This is a genomic window from Steroidobacter sp., assembly GCF_036406195.1.
In the GTDB taxonomy this organism is placed as follows: Bacteria; Pseudomonadota; Gammaproteobacteria; order Steroidobacterales; family Steroidobacteraceae; genus Steroidobacter.
The window spans coordinates 47,232-62,128 of sequence record NZ_DASWVW010000045.1; the positions used below are offsets into that span (position 1 = coordinate 47,232).

General features: G+C 62.2%; 13 protein-coding genes and 1 pseudogene. 5 read left to right on the forward strand and 9 right to left on the reverse strand.

Annotated features, from left to right (window positions below):
• Window positions 1-5: 5 nt before the first annotated feature.
• The 8 genes and pseudogenes from ccmE to VGE08_RS18065 all read right to left on the reverse strand — a co-directional run bounded on the left by ccmE (window position 6) and on the right by VGE08_RS18065 (window position 6,681).
• Entirely contained in the window at window positions 6-464 is a 459-nt protein-coding gene (gene ccmE, locus VGE08_RS18030; RefSeq protein ID WP_331069304.1) for a cytochrome c maturation protein CcmE, read from the reverse strand.
• Entirely contained in the window at window positions 461-625 is a 165-nt protein-coding gene (gene ccmD / locus VGE08_RS18035) for a heme exporter protein CcmD (RefSeq protein ID WP_331069305.1), read from the reverse strand. Before ccmD ends, ccmE begins: the two co-directional genes overlap by 4 nt.
• Before the next feature lie 2 nt (window positions 626-627).
• Window positions 628-1,365 carry a heme ABC transporter permease gene (locus VGE08_RS18040; protein WP_331069306.1) on the reverse strand — a complete coding sequence of 246 codons (738 nt, stop codon included), beginning with the start codon at window positions 1,363-1,365 and terminating at the stop codon, window positions 628-630.
• Between the two features lie 8 nt (window positions 1,366-1,373).
• Entirely contained in the window at window positions 1,374-2,072 is a 699-nt protein-coding gene (gene ccmB / locus VGE08_RS18045) for a heme exporter protein CcmB (RefSeq protein WP_331069307.1), read from the reverse strand.
• On the reverse strand, window positions 2,069-2,716 hold the full coding sequence (gene ccmA / locus VGE08_RS18050) for a cytochrome c biogenesis heme-transporting ATPase CcmA (protein WP_331069308.1): 648 nt from the start codon (window positions 2,714-2,716) through the stop codon (window positions 2,069-2,071). Before ccmA ends, ccmB begins: the two co-directional genes overlap by 4 nt.
• Before the next feature lie 539 nt (window positions 2,717-3,255).
• Window positions 3,256-4,899, reverse strand: a complete 1,644-nt coding sequence (locus VGE08_RS18055; protein ID WP_331069309.1) for a M28 family metallopeptidase — start codon at window positions 4,897-4,899, stop codon at window positions 3,256-3,258.
• A gap of 272 nt (window positions 4,900-5,171) precedes the next feature.
• Window positions 5,172-5,809 (reverse strand): annotated as a pseudogene (locus VGE08_RS26585) (sulfatase/phosphatase domain-containing protein).
• On the reverse strand, window positions 5,806-6,681 hold the full coding sequence (locus VGE08_RS18065) for a hypothetical protein (protein WP_331069310.1): 876 nt from the start codon (window positions 6,679-6,681) through the stop codon (window positions 5,806-5,808). Before VGE08_RS18065 ends, VGE08_RS26585 begins: the two are co-directional and overlap by 4 nt.
• 126 nt (window positions 6,682-6,807) lie before the next feature.
• Here VGE08_RS18065 and VGE08_RS18070 point away from each other — a divergent pair, with 126 nt between their 5' ends.
• Complete coding sequence (locus VGE08_RS18070; RefSeq protein ID WP_331069311.1) at window positions 6,808-7,311, forward strand: hypothetical protein; 504 nt, start codon at window positions 6,808-6,810, stop codon at window positions 7,309-7,311.
• Between the two features lie 4 nt (window positions 7,312-7,315).
• Entirely contained in the window at window positions 7,316-8,764 is a 1,449-nt protein-coding gene (locus VGE08_RS18075) for a glycoside-pentoside-hexuronide (GPH):cation symporter (protein ID WP_331069312.1), read from the forward strand.
• 43 nt (window positions 8,765-8,807) lie between these two features.
• Here VGE08_RS18075 and VGE08_RS18080 read toward each other — a convergent pair whose 3' ends face one another.
• A complete protein-coding gene (locus VGE08_RS18080; RefSeq protein WP_331069313.1) occupies window positions 8,808-10,373 on the reverse strand; it encodes a class I adenylate-forming enzyme family protein in 1,566 nt (521 codons plus the stop codon).
• 119 nt (window positions 10,374-10,492) lie between these two features.
• Here VGE08_RS18080 and VGE08_RS18085 point away from each other — a divergent pair, with 119 nt between their 5' ends.
• The 3 genes from VGE08_RS18085 (at window position 10,493) to VGE08_RS18095 (ending at window position 14,882) form a co-directional block, all read left to right on the forward strand.
• The gene (locus VGE08_RS18085) at window positions 10,493-11,155 is read left to right on the forward strand and encodes a TetR/AcrR family transcriptional regulator (RefSeq protein ID WP_331069314.1); all 663 of its coding nucleotides are present in this window, start codon (window positions 10,493-10,495) and stop codon (window positions 11,153-11,155) included.
• 273 nt (window positions 11,156-11,428) lie between these two features.
• The gene (locus VGE08_RS18090; protein ID WP_331069315.1) at window positions 11,429-13,711 is read left to right on the forward strand and encodes a TonB-dependent receptor; all 2,283 of its coding nucleotides are present in this window, start codon (window positions 11,429-11,431) and stop codon (window positions 13,709-13,711) included.
• A gap of 91 nt (window positions 13,712-13,802) precedes the next feature.
• Window positions 13,803-14,882, forward strand: a complete 1,080-nt coding sequence (locus VGE08_RS18095) for a hypothetical protein (protein ID WP_331069316.1) — start codon at window positions 13,803-13,805, stop codon at window positions 14,880-14,882.
• The last annotated feature ends 15 nt before the right edge of the window (window positions 14,883-14,897 follow it).

Sequence of the window (14,897 nt, forward strand, 5' to 3'; positions counted from 1 at the left end):
CCGTCCTATGTCGTGGGCAACGGCCCGGTGGTTGGAGGCTTCTGATGCTGTTTCTTCAGCGTGTCCGCCACATCCGGCGGCATGTAGTTCTCATCGTGTTTGGCCAGCACTTCCTCGGCGACGAACACGCCATCCGACCCCATGCGGCCACGCGCGATCACACCCTGCCCCTCACGAAACAAATCCGGCAGCACGCCCGTGTAGCTCACCTTCACGGTGTGTTCGTAGTCCGTGAGCACAAAGTGCGCCTCCAGGCTGCCCGGCTCGCGGCTGAAGCTGCCCTCGGGAACCATGCCGCCCACACGGAACACACGATCCAATGGCGCCTTGCCGGCAGACACATCCGACGGCGAATAGAAGTACAACAGGTTCTCCTGGAACGCGGTCAGCGCGAAGGTCGCGGCGGCTCCCACGCCCAGCACGATCAGCGCGACCAGCGCCATGCGGCGGCGACGAGGTGTCATGACGGCTCCGAGTTCATCTTCAGGCGGCGCCGGGCGTGCAGCAGCTGTTCGGCCAGCGAACGCCTGCCCAGCCACACATTCAACACGAGCACGGCCAGCACCAGCCCATAGCAGGACCAGACGTAAACGCCGTAATCGCCCATGTCAAGAATGTCTTTCAAGTTCATGATGTAGCAAGACTTTCGCTTAACCAGCTGGCGTTCCGCTCACGCCGCAGGATTTCCCCACGCAGCCGGTCGCAGAGCACCGCGCCGAAGTACAGTCCGAAGGCCAGCAACATGATCAGCAGCGGCCAGAGCATGGACCCGGCGATCGAGGGCGCGGCAAGTTTCGAGATACTGGGCCCCTGGTGCAAGCTGTTCCACCAGACTACCGAGTATTTGACGATGGGCACATTGACCACCCCGACGATGGCCAGGATGGCGCTGGCCCGGTCGGCCCGCTGGGTGTCGTCGAATGACGCTCGCAGGGCCATGTAGCCGAGATATAAGAAGAGAAGGATGAGCTCGGAGGTGAGCCGGGGGTCCCACTCCCACCAGGTGCCCCACATGGGCCGGCCGTAGATGGAGCCGGTCACCAGGCAGGCGAACGTGAACCAGGCGCCAATCGGCGCACAGGAAGCAGCCACCGCGTGCGCGAGCTTGATACGCCAGATAATGCCGACAGCCGCGGCGACGGCCATGACGGTGTAGATCGTCAGGGACAGGATCGCCGTGGGCACGTGCACATAAATAATGCGGAAGGCGTCCTTCTGCTGGTAGTCCTCCGGCGCGAGCACCAGGCCGCCAACGGCGCCGACCAGCAGCAGCACCACGGCCGGCCAGAACAGCCACGGACGAAGGCGCTCCGCCGTCCGGTACGCGTAAGGCGGCGAACCCAGCTTGTGAAACCACAGCCACATAGCTTGTTTTAAGACTCCACACTGATTCGCATGGCCGCAGCCATGGCGAAGGGCCCGAGGCTGACGAAGAACAACAGCAAGGCTGCCAGCAAGTTTAGCGGACCGGCCACCGGTTCGCCGTGCATGGCCAGATCCACCGCACGGGCGCCGAAAATCAGCACCGGCATCTCCAGCGGCAGAACCAGCAAGGCCAGCAGCACGCTGCCGCGCCGGACACTCACTGTGAGTGCCGCGCCGATGGCCCCGAGGACCGATAGCGACCCGGTGCCCAGGGCCAGCGTGCCGGCCAGCACCGGCCATACAGACTGCGGCATTCCCAGGGCAGTTCCCAGCAGCGGTGCCATCAGCACCAGCGGCAGGCCGGTCAGCAGCCAATGCGTGGCGGTTTTCGCCAGCAGCAGCAGCGACAGGGGCTGCCCGGACAGCACCCACTGTTCCATGGTTCCGTCTTCGACGTCGGGCCTGAATAGCGATTCAAGGGCGAGCAGCGACGACAGCATGGCCGCGACCCACACCACCCCCGGCGAGATCTTGCGCAGCTCATCCAGCGCTGGACTGATGGCGAGCGGGAACAGCGTGGTGATGATGACGAAAAAGATCAGCGGCTGGATCACCTGGTCCCAGTGCCGCACGGCCAGCCGGACATCCCGCGCCATCACCAGCCACAGGATTCTGCCGAGCCCTGGCAGTTCGGTCGGGGCCGTCATTGCAGCTCCAGGGTGCGCACGCCAGGCTGGCCTTGCAGCAGCAGTTGGTGCGCGGCCGTGAGGATCATGCCGCCAGCGCGCATGTGCTCGGCGATACGCGACTCGAACAGGGCGATGCCGGCCTTGTCGAGGTTGGTGATGGGCTCGTCGAGAATCCACAGCGACGCTCGCGTCAGCATCACGCGGGCCAGTGCGACTCGACGCTTCTGCCCGGCCGACAACGCGCGCACTGGCAAGTCTGCGCAAGCCTCGATGCGGAGTAACTGCAGAGTTTCGCGTAGCTCCTCCGTAGTGACTGCGCGGCGGATCGACACGCCGAAGTGCAGGTTTTCCAACGCCGTCAGCTCGTTCTTCAGACCGTTGGCGTGGGCGAGATAGGCCAACTCGCGATGGAAGTCATCGCGCCCTTCCGGCAACCGCTGCCCGCGCCAGAAGACCTCGCCCGCCTCCAGGGGCAACAGCCCCGCCACCGCGCGCAACAAGCTGGTCTTGCCCACGCCGTTCGGCCCGACGACCTGCAACAGCTCGCCGCTGTGAAGCGCAAAGGACACGCCACGTAGCAGGTGTTTTTCGCCGCGCCACAAATGCGCAGCGCGCGCTTCCAATTGCGGCTGCGTCGAAGTCGCAGCGACCTGTGCAAGCATGCTGATTGGCGTATTGGCTTGGGGTGGTGCTTGTTAGGGCGCGCAGTCTAGCAGTTCTATCAGACCAGCAGCTTTAGCAGACTGCCCCGGACTTGCCTTACAATCCCCGCCCCGCCCTGCCCGGGTGGCGAAATTGGTAGACGCAAGGGACTTGAAAATTTGAGCACCCGGCTCGGAAACGGCCGGTGTGAATGGGGTCAAATTCGGGGAACCAGCCTCACGCCCGCTCACCACGCGCGTGCCTGCAATCCCGAGCTAAGCCTGGCGCCCTCTGTGTATCCGGGGTGCCAGGAAAGTGTAGAGACTTGACGGCCCCTGTCTAACTCCCGCTGGCCTCGCGGCTCGCGAGACACGACAAAGAGAAAGTCCAGACTCCAAAGACCAACTGATTAAGAGTCAGTTGGTCGCAGCGAAAGCTGTAGCGAGTACGAAAATCCCTCGGAGGCAACTCCGTACCGGTTCGAGTCCGGTCCCGGGCACCAGCTTTCGATCGGCGGACCTGCACTAGAGTCCGCTACTCAATCTTGCGCACCTCTTCGTTAGCGAGCCTCGGCGTACTTGGTCGCGAAAAAATCCCCGGCATTCCATCTCGCTCGCTCATCCGAATTGGCCAGCTCGCGTGCGATCTCGTAGTTCAAGCGCGCGAACTTCGCACCTGCCGCGTAGTTGATCGGCAAGCTCAGGTCGTCGCAAGGCTTGTGATAGCAGCTCTTGAGAAAATTACTGAAATGCTGCTGGCCACCGTTCTGGAATCCGGTCATCAGCATGATCGAGGGCACGCCCTGCTGCACGAAACGATAGTGGTCCGAACGTGTGAACACTCCCTCCTCCGGCAGTGGATCGGGCGATAGCGCGACGCCGACACGCTGGCTCGCGCCGAGTACAGCAGCTTCAATTGTCGAGCGGCCGGCACCGAAGGCGACAACGTCAGTAAAGTCATAAGTCAGCACGGGCATGTCCAGGTTGACCACTGCGCTGAGCGATTCGGAGGACACCGTCGGATGTCGAGCGAAGTAGTCGGAACCGACCAGGCCCTTCTCCTCCGCCGTCACTGCCAAGATGAGTATCGAGCGGCGCGCAGGCCTGCCGGACGCCTGAAACGCTCTCGCCACTTCGAGGAGAGTGGCCACACCAGCGGCGTTGTCTATTGCGCCGTTGTTGATCGGGTCGTCTTCGCCCGGCGTGAGCCCGATGTGATCGAGATGCGCCATGAGCACGACCACTTCCTTTTTGAGAACGGCATCGGAACCTTCGATGAGACCGGCCACGTTCACGCTCGTCGTTCGCTGCTGCTCGGTGCGCAAGCTCACTTCGATGGACAATGGCAGCTCGAATCGTGCCGGCGATCCAGCGGGCTTCTCTGCATCGGCTACGATGCGATCCCACTTCACGCGCGAGCCTGCAAAGAGCTTGGGCGCGCCAGCTGCGCTGATGCTGGCGATCACCGGTGTTTTCCGTGCGACGTCATGGGACGTGCCGTCCTTCTCTTCCCACGACATACCCCACGCCTGCCACTGCTTCACGCTGCTCTCGAAGGGCCGCCGTTTCTCGTCGGAGGGTGTATTCACGATGACAATGCCCTTCGCCCCGCGCCGCTCGGCCTCCATGCGCTTCGTGCCGCCCGATCCGTAATAGGCACGCTCTTCGCCGGGAAAGCTGCTGGGCGCGCCACTCAGCACGACCACGAGCTTGTCGCGAACATCGAGTCCTTTGTAATCGTCGCGACCACGCTCGGGCGCAACGACACCGTAGCCCACGAACACTGCCGGCGCATCGAGAGTCAGCTCGGCCGTCGTCGGGTGTCGTCCAGGAAGGAAGTCCTTGCCGAACTCGAGATTCTCCACAGCACCCGACTTCTTCCGTAGCGCCAGCGAGCCATGCTCGGCAGGCCGATACGCAACCATTGGCACTGTTTGAAAGTAGGTTCCGTTTTCTCCAGCTGGCGTAGCGCCGAACTGAGCAAGATGCGAGGCCACGTACTCCGCGGCGATCTGATATCCATCGGAGCCGGCCTCGCGCCCCTGCAGGAGATCGCTCGCCAGAAAATTCATGTGAGAGCGGATGTTCGTGGCCGAGCGGTCGACATCCGGTTGCGCGGGCGTGCTCGCCTGGCCGGGGATTACTGCGGCAAATCCTGCAGCAGCCAGCATGGCCAGGCGTGCTATCCAGTTCGAGATCATCATACTGCGCGGTGTCCTCTCGTGTGCTTCGCCACTGCCAGATCCAGGCGAGATGATACCCGGCATTGGGCTCACACGAGAGGCCGCGCGTGGAAGATCGGCTCCCTGACCTTGATCAGCCTCGAACTCGAGCTGCGCCGAGACCGCCGCATTGCTCGTGCTGAACGGGTACCCGTCGATCATCACCGTGTCCTGTTCGACGGTGCCGCCGAGAGCGCGGCGGCGAGCCGGCTTGTACGCCGGCCTCAGTCACGATCGAAGCGGGATCGATGCGTCTACTTCGGCGGTGGGACGATCAGCTGGGGTGGGAATTCGGCGGCCTTGGCCTTGTCGCTGCGACGCAGGCGCTGCAGGCCTCGGGTGTCGCTAGACAGAGGGATAGACATGCCGTCGGTCGCTTCGAGCAAGTCGAACAGCTGGCGATTCAGTTTCTCTACGATCGCCTCGTGTCCCGGAGAGAAGATGAGATTGTTCGCTTCGAGCGGATCGGCCTGCAGGTCGAACAGTTCATCGATATCCCACAGGCCTTGATAGCGAATGTACTTGTAACGCTCGCCGCGAACGGCATGCAACGTCGGGGTTTGGGGGAAGTTTCGCTCCCAGTAGTATTCGTAGAGCAGCACGTCGCGCCATGCGATGCGCTCGCCGCGGGCCAGCGGTAGGCGCTGCGGCCAGCCATCGTGTCTGGGGCACGTAGTCCCGCCACTTCGAGCAAGGTCGGAGCAATATCGATGTTCGCTACGACTTCGTTGACCTTCATGCCCGCCTCGAACAACTGCGGACAGTGCATCAGCAACGGTACGCGCATCGACTCTTCATAGGCGGTGCGCTTGTCGATCAAGCCGTGTTCGCCGAAGGCAAAGCCCTGGCATGACGAAGTAGCCGTCCCTGTCCCAGGCGGCGCGACGATCAACCGAGCTCATACTCCAATCCTCCTCCAGATAATACGTCCGTCGTTTCGACCTGCTCCCAGATCGAGCGGGCCCAGTCCTTCAGCTGCAGTGCCTCTTGCCAGCGGTCGCTCAACTCCGCGCCATCGGCTGTCGTGATCGCATAATGCGGCGGACCGAGCTCCGCCATGAACGTGAGCTCCGCGTCCTCGGCACTTCGCGAGCGCCAGCGGGCAAAGCCTTCCAGCCACCACTGCTGGAACTGCTGCACCCATCCCTGATGTTGGGGCGCGTTCAGCGAAACCTGGATCTGATGCGAGCTCGCGACGCGACCGTGGAAGGCCCAGCAGTGATCGATGACGACCCGCATACGCTCTAGATCGGCGTCCGGTACGGGCAGGGGCATTTCGTGCGCGAGCACGTAGTGAGACAGATCTCCCGTCAACCTGAGCGAAGGCAGCTCGCGCAGAATGCGCACGAGGAACAGCAGATCGTTGGTCAAACGCCCGCGATGCGTTTCGTAGTGAACCGGCAGCTTGCTGTGGGCTGCCGTCGCTTCGAATTGCTCCAGCAGCTTCACTGCATCCGTCACGCGATCGAGCCGTGCCATGATCTGTACATTGAGATGATGCGCGCCAAGATCTTCGGCCCACCCGATGAGCGCTGCCAGATCATCCGTATGACGCGCGAAGCCGATCGCCTCGAAGCTCTTCCCGCGCTTATGCACAGCACGTGCAACCGCGCTCGCGCGCTGAGTGTTCAGCAGGCTCACGCCAACCCCGTCGAAACCGGCAGCAAGGATGCGGTCGAGGGCCGCGTCCAATGCACCTTCCAGGTCCACGCCCGGCAGGTGCTCCATGCCCCATAGCGCCTGATAGACCAGCAGCCGTCTCATGCTTCTTTTAGCTATCCGTTCGGATAATTAATAACGGATATATATCATCAGGTCTTCAACACTCCAAAAATATTTGCACATGCAACCCGACGGTGCCATTCTCCCTATTATCCATGTGGATAATCAATGGCGTTGGCGCTGCTTGCGCGGGACCAGGAGGAACGGGGGACGATGCGCACGACAGCCGCATACAGGATGAGCTGGAAGGCCCCGGGTTGTTGCGCCCCACGGGCGGCAATCCCGGAGGCTGCAGCGGCCCAACAGGACGAGCAGAAGATGACAGTCGGCAACAGCTTCGAGGTCACCAGCACCTCACGCAGCTACGCGCCGTTCAACCAGACGACCATTCGCTTCATCGACCACTTCGCCGGTATCATCGACCTGCGATACACACACGATGAAGTTTCCGCCAGCACCCGCAAGGTCATGACTCCCGGCCCGGTAGCGCCGTTTGCGGATCTTCGTCCGGTGTTCGCGTCCACAGAAGAAGATGAAATCTCGGGGAAGCTGCAGGACTATCAGGTGCAGTCGTTCGATTCGAATACAGCCCGCTCCTATTTCGACAATGCCAGCCCCGTAGACGTCCAGGGCGTCGATGTCTCCGGCCTCGCGCTCGATTACCGGTTCTGACATCGTGTCGCACGTGGCAGCCGCAGCCGAAACCGTTCAACCCTCTTCGGACGCATCGCTCCCGTGGCGCACGCGGCTGGGTTTCTCGGTCGGCGACCTGGGATTCAACTTCTATTGGCAAGGCGTCGGCCTGTTTCTTTATTTCTTCTATACCGACGTGATGGGCCTGTCGCCCCGCGTGGCCGGTATCGCCTACGCAGCCGCGTCACTCTGGGATGCATTGATCGATCCCATCATAGGAGCCGCCGCGGACCGCACGCGCACGCGTTGGGGCAGCTATCGTCCATACCTGCTGATCGGTGCGATTCCGTGCGGCCTCGCCTTCGTCGCCTGCTTCTGGGTGCCGCCGTTTCAGGGCGGCGCATTGATCGCCTATGCGAGCGCAACGTTGATCCTGCTGCGCACGTGCTATGCCGTAGCAAGCATCCCCTACCTCGCGCTTTCGGCGAAACTGACCAGCAACTACCACGAGCGCGGCATGCTCGCAGCGCTGCGCATGATGTTCGCCACCGTCGGCGCGCTCATCGTCGCATACGGCATGCCCAGCCTGGTGCAGCTGGCAGCCGACGATCCCAATACGGCCTGGAGCCGGGCTGCGTTGCTTTTCGCCGCCGCAGCCACCGTCGTTCTGTTCGTGACCTTTCTGGTCGTCCGTGAACCCGATTCCGGCCCGCTCCCGACGGAGCGAAACGATGCAGTGCCGGTGCTTCACTCGCTCGCGCGGGACGTGGGCCACTTCTGGGGAATTCTTCGTCGCAATCGTCCCCTCGCCCAGCTGTTCACGGTGATCATCGTCGGCTACGTCGCGAGTCAGATGTACGCCAAATGCATTCTCTACTGGTGCAAGTATGGGCTGCACGATGAGCAGTTCGTGAAGTACGTGCTGCCCATCCCTGCGTTTGCCGCACTGATCGCAGCGCCCTTCTGGACATGGCTGTCCCGTCGCACGTCGAAGCGCGAGGCCTGGCTGATTGCGCTGGCCGTTGCATCCGCTTCATGCCTGGCATTCGTATTGGATGACTCGAGATCGACCACATCGATGCTCATCATCACCTGCTTCGTCGCTTTCGGCCTGGCATGCACACCGCTCATGTTCTTCGCCATGATTCCAGACACCGTGGATTACAACGAGGTCGTCACCGGCCGGCGCGATGAAGCGAAGATCTTCGGCTTCGCGGTGTTCGCGCAGAAGCTGGCGCTGGCCGTCAATGCCGTTGTGTTGGGTCAGCTGCTGGAATTGAGCGGCTTCGTAGCGAATCAGGAGCAGACTGAAGGCACGCTGCTTGGCTTGAAATTGATCATGGGACTGATCCCGGCCGTGGGCGGCGTGCTCGCGGCGGCGGTGCTGTGGCGTTATCCACTGGACGCGAAACGGCACGGTCAAGTGCTCGAAACGCTTGATCAGCGCCGTCGCCAACCGCGAGCGGTGGACGTACAAGCTCAAGAGAGCTGATTGACACCTGCGCCCTGCGAACGCCTTTGGTGCTCGCTGTTCGTTACGACGACGCGAGCGTGCTCGAACCGTAACTCTCTCGTAGCTGACGCTTCAGCACCTTACCGATGGCGTTACGCGGCAAGCTCGCCACGATCTCGACTGCCGTGAGGCGCTGCGTCTTGCCCAACCGCGCGTTGGCCCACGAGCGAATGCTCTCACCACCTTGCGCGCGATCGGCATCAACCACCACGAACGCCACCGGCGTCTCGCCCCATTGGGCCGAAGCAACGCCGACGACCGCGGCTTCACGAACCCCGTCATGCTTCAGCAGCACCGACTCCAGATCGCTTGGATACACATTGAAGCCGCCCGAGATGATCACGTCCTTGCGCCGATCCAGCAGTGACAGGAAACCGTCCTCGTCGAAGCGTCCGATGTCACCCGTTCGTATGAAGCGCCGTCCCTCCCGGTCATACCATTCGATTTCTCGCGTCTGCTCTGGCTGATGCAGATAGCCGCTCATCATCGCCGGCGATCGACCCACGACTTCTCCGATCTCGCCCTGAGGCAACTCGCGTCCATCCTCATCGATGATGCGGATCTCGTGTCCGGGCGCCGGCTGCCCTACCGTGTGCAGCTTGTGGGGGAATTCATGCGCGAGCAGCATGCAAGTGCCACCGCCCTCGGTCATTCCGTAATACTCGATCAACCCGCCCGGCCAGCGCGCAAGCACATCACGCTTCGACTCGGCCCGAAACGGAGCACTGGTACAGAACTTCAATCTGAAGCTGCTCAAGTCATAGCGATCGAACTGCGGCAACGCCATGATGCGTTGGTATTGCACCGGTACCAGCATCGTGTGCGTCGCGCGCCAGCGTTGCGCCAACTCGAGGAATCGCACGGCATCGAACTTCCGCATCAGCACTGCGGTACCGCCCCAGCCCAGCGCGGGAAACAGATTGACCAGGGTGGTATTCGAGTAGAGCGGCGTGGCGCACATCACGACCGCCGTTGGATCGAAGCCGAGCTGATCCATCGATCGGACCTGCTGCCAGCGCATGCCGTGCGACTGGACGATGCCTTTCGGCGATCCCGTGGTCCCCGATGAATAGATCACGTTGAAAGGCGTCTGCGCGGTGATTTCGACCGGCCGGGGCCTGGCCCCTGGCGGGCCGATCCACGCCTCGAACGAAGCGGCGCCCGGCACCATGCCCTCCAGAGCGACCCGCGTGATTCCCTCTGGAAGCTCCTGCTCCTGCAGCAGCGCGCTGGCAGCCTCATCGAGAAACAATGCTCGGGCTCCGCAGTCCCGAATCATCGCCGCAAGGCTTTCCGGCGCCGCGGAGACAGCAAGCGGGGCAACGAGGCAGCCTGCACGCAAGGCTCCGAGCAACGCCGCCACGTACTCCAGACTGGTCGATGCGCAGATCCCTGCTGCGTGGCCCGACCCCAGCCCCGCTCGCTGCAGCGACGCAGCAACGCGATCCATCAGCTCGTCGAGCTCCTGGTATGACAGGACCACTTCGTCCAGAATCAGCGCCGGATGCGTCGGGCTGCGCCGGGCATGTACGCGGATGAGATCGGCGATTACGCCGAAGTCCTGGCTGGAAGCTGCATTGATCGACATTCGAGCAACCCTATGGAATCCGAAGGTGTAGAAAAAACTCAGTCGATGGACCGCCGCGGCCGAGGCAACGAAATTCCGACCGCGCGGCACGTCATGTGGTTTATGCTTACCCCATGTCCGTGACACGTCACAGAGCCGTCCGAGCTCGCAAGTCGGGCTCGGCCGAAGAAGTCATTCCGAGAAGCGAGCGGCTGGAGAACACGCGCGCCGCCATCCTCGAAAGCGCCCTGGAACACTTTGCGAGGGATGGTTTCGAAGGCGCTTCGGTCCGCAAGATCGCCGCTCAGGCAGGCGTCAATCATGGAATGATCCGTCACATCTATGGCAGCAAAGAGGAGCTCTGGCAGGAAGCCATCACGTTCCTGTTCGAGCGGCTCGATGCCGCGGTCAACGTCGACGCCGAAATCGCCAGCGGCATGGACGATCGCACGCTGTTCGAAACGTATGTGCGCCGCTATGTGCATTACTGCGCCGCTCACCCCGAGCACGCCCGCATCATGATTCAACAGTCCGCGATGGCGGGACCGCAGCTCGAATGGGCGGCCAAACGATTCATCCGCGCACGACACATGGTGATGTACGCGCCGATGAAGCGGTTGCGCGAGCAGGGCCAGCTGCCCGATCTCGATCCGATCTCCCTCACCTTCTGTCTGGCTGGCAGCTGTCAGACCTATTTCCTGCTGGCCCCGGAAGTTCGGGCACTGGCGGGCCGCGATGTCTTCTCGCCCGAGGAAGTCGAGCATCACGCGCAAACCGTGATCCAGCTCTTCCTCCGCTCCTGAGTCCCACTTCAACCGCTCCTCCCACTCAGCACACGCCGTTGCGTCCTGCGCAACGGCAACTATCGCACGCGGCCTGTTGCTGACCGCTGCCGGCCGGCTCGCCGCTTACCCCGAGCCTCATTCTGATTACCCACCTGGATAATATCAACCGGCACCTGAACTGGTTCACACTATTTTTGCTGCACCCGTAGTTGCCAAGCGGGCAGCATAGTGACATCCTGTTGGTTATCCATATGGATAATCAAGTGCAACAACCAACAGGGGGGACTACCCATGCGTAACAAACCGGCTCACTGGATGACCCGGGGTCTGTGCAGCTTGCCTGCGGCGCTCTCGATAACCGTTGCTCAAGCCGCGGACTTCAGCAGCGACGACACGGTGCTCGAGGAAATCGTCGTTACCGCGCAGTTGCGTGAGGAGATTTTGAAGGACGTGCCTATCGCCATCACCGTGGTAAGTGAAGAACAGCTCACGCAACAGAACATCAACGACATTTCGCAGCTGGCGATTGTATCGCCTGCATTCACCAGCCATCCCGGCAATGGCGGAGCGCTGCAGATCCGTGGCATCGGGACGCAGTCTTACGCGCGCAGCGCCGAGGGCGATGTGGCCATGATCCTCGACAATGTCGCACTCTCGGGCGGAGCAAACCCTCAGGATCCGGCTACGTTGTTCGACGTTGCGCGGGTGGAAGTACTCGAAGGTCCGCAGGGAACGTTGTTCGGCAAGAATGCCGCCGCGGGCGCGATCAATATCGTCACCAATGCGCCGGACCCGAGTGGATTCGCGGCCAAGGTTCATCTCGACTACGACGAACGCAACTCGGGTGTCGCGCAAGCCGTGGTGAACGTGCCAGTCGGCCTGGCTTCGGCGGTGCGCGCCAGCGGGTATGTGCTCGACTATGGCCGCATCTATCGCAACGAGTTCACGGACGAGTGGAACGACAATCGTTCATCCGGCGGCAGACTGCGATATCTCTACGCTCCCGACGACCGGTTCAAGGTCAATTTGATCGCCGACTACAACCGCGTCGACGGCAGCGGCTACAGTTGGTCCACCGTCAACGCGCCGGCCGGTTCTTTCCTGGCCAACGCGCTAGCGGCTTGCGGCGTGCGCCCGGGCCGCGAAAACAATCGGACCTGTCTGGATGCTCCCTCGACGGTGGACTTCACCAACTACGGCGGCTCGGCGCAGGTCGACTACCAGTTCGACAATGGGCTGGTGCTCTCCTCCATCACGGCAGGCCGTCGTAACGAGTTCAACAACCAGTTCGACACCGACAGCGTGGCCATCTTCAACATCTACAACGTGAACGCGGCCCGGCAAACCATCGATTCGTTTTCCCAGGAGCTGCGCCTGACCTCCCCGGCCGGCGACAAGATCGAGTACGTCGCGGGTCTGTACTACTTCGACTTGGACCAGAAAGCGGCGGGCGACCAGGCAGGCACGTTCAACACGCCCGACTTGATCAACAACGGATTGACCGTGGGCAATAGCTTCGAGCTGACGGGTTCGTCGCGCAGCGTCGCTGCCTTCTCTCAAGCCACCATTCATTTGACCGAGCGCTTTGCCGGCATCGTCGGCGTGCGCTACACCCACGACGAGGTTGCAGCGAACACCCGCAAGTTCGTCACGCCCGGCTCGATCGCCGCCTTCGCGGATCTGCAACCGATCGTCGCCTCGACGGAGGAAGACGACATTTCCGGCAAGCTCGGCATCCAGTACATCCCGAACGACGACGCGATGGCGTACGCGTCGGTCACGCGCGGCTACAAGGGCCCGGCCATCAACGACCAGGCGCCGGATCCGACGGTGCCGCTCGTCGTGGACTCCGAGATTCCCTACAACTACGAGATCGGTGCCAAGTTCGCCGCCTTCAATCGTCGCATGCAACTGGCGGTGACCGCGTACTACCAGGACATCCAGGACTATCAGGTCCAGTTGTTCGATTCGAACACGGCGCGCTCGTATTTCGGCAATGCCGAGTCGATCGAAGTCTATGGCGTCTCGGCCAGCGCGTTCGGCCGGTTGACCCCGGACTTCTTCATCTCCACCGGACTGAACTACAACCACGGTGAGTTCGCCGACGGGACCTTCTTCGGTTGTGGGCCGACGCAAACGGCCGAGCAGGGCTGCCTGACCGTTACGCGGGGCACCACGACGGCGCGGGTCGCGGATGTGTCGGGCAAGCGGATCCTCGGTTCGCCGGAGTGGAAATTCGTGAGCTATGCCGAGTATCAGAAGCCCCTCGGTGGACTCCAGGGCTTCATCCAGGCGGATGCCGTCTGGTCCGATTCCGTCACGTATACGGCCGTGCTGGATCCGGGCAACAACTATGAGAGCTATTGGATGCTCGGCGCGCGCATCGGCTTGCGCTCGCAGGACGGAAACTGGAGCGTCGCGCTGTTTGGCCGGAATCTTCTCGACGAGCGGATTCCCTCATCGGTGTTCGTCACTCCGATTGCAAGCTTTCTCGGTGCCGCCGGAGCGCACTCGCAATACCTGAGCCGCGACTCGTTCCGCCGCATCGGTCTCGCACTCGACTACCGCTTCTAAGAAACGTGGCGTAGCCACGAACACGGCATCCGATCGTTCGCATGGACGATCGGATGCAGCAGATCGGTGAGCACAACGGAGGGGATACATCATGTCGATACGGAGTTGGTCGATACAGAGTTGGACGAAACAGAAGTGGCTGACGGCGACCGGCGTCGCCGCGTGCAGCCTGATAGCCGTGCAATCGAGTGCCACGACCGCGCCCCCGAGTGGAACGCTCGAAGCGACGTACTACGCGCATAGCATTCCCGCGAACGACATCATCAAGAAGATCATAGACGACTGCGCCGTGGTACCCAATCGCGACGCCAATCTCAATCCGAAGGGAGGCACGACGACATATTCCTGCACGCTGTACTATCCGGAGCTCGCCAGCGGCGTGCGCTATCCGGTGGTGACATGGGCCAATGGCACCGATGCACTGCCGGACCAGTACGATTACCTCCTGAGACATCTCGCCGGCTGGGGCTTCTTCGTCATCGCGGTGAACCACAAGAACACCGGGGTGGGCGAATCGACCTGGATGGCCGCGCAATATCTGCTCGATGCCAACGACAACGTCTCCAGCCGCTACTATCAGAAGGTAGACACCAACAACGTCGGTGCATTCGGCCATTCGCAGGGGGCGATGGGCGCCATCGGCGCGCTGCTGTGGTCGCAACTCGTCGCGGGCGGCGACACGCGTCCCGACGGAAAGAAGATCAAGACTGCGGTTTCGGTCGCCCTGCCCGCGCAGAACCTCGGTTGCTCGCCGGCTTGCACCACCGCCACGCTGCCGGCCGGATCTTCCATATTGCTGTTGACCGGCGCGAACGACACCGGCATCTCGCCGTCGACCTCGCCGACGGACTCCAATCCCTCGCTGGGATTGAACTCGATCGCCGCCTATTACAACGCCGTTCCCGCCGGCGTGACCAAGGCGAAGGCGACCGCCAAGGACCCAACCTCGGCGCTGTCGCCCGGGCACAACGACATCCAGGGCAAGCCGCAGTGCCAACAAGTCAATGCCTACTGCAGAAACGGCGTGTATCGCTATCTTGGCTATCCCACTGCCTGGCTGATGTGGCAGCTCAAGGGTGACATGACGGCTCGCTCCATCTTCGTCAAGCCCGGTGGCGAGTTGTTCACCAACACCAGCTTGTGGCAGTACACGGACAGCAACATTCAATGAGCCCACATCACGCGT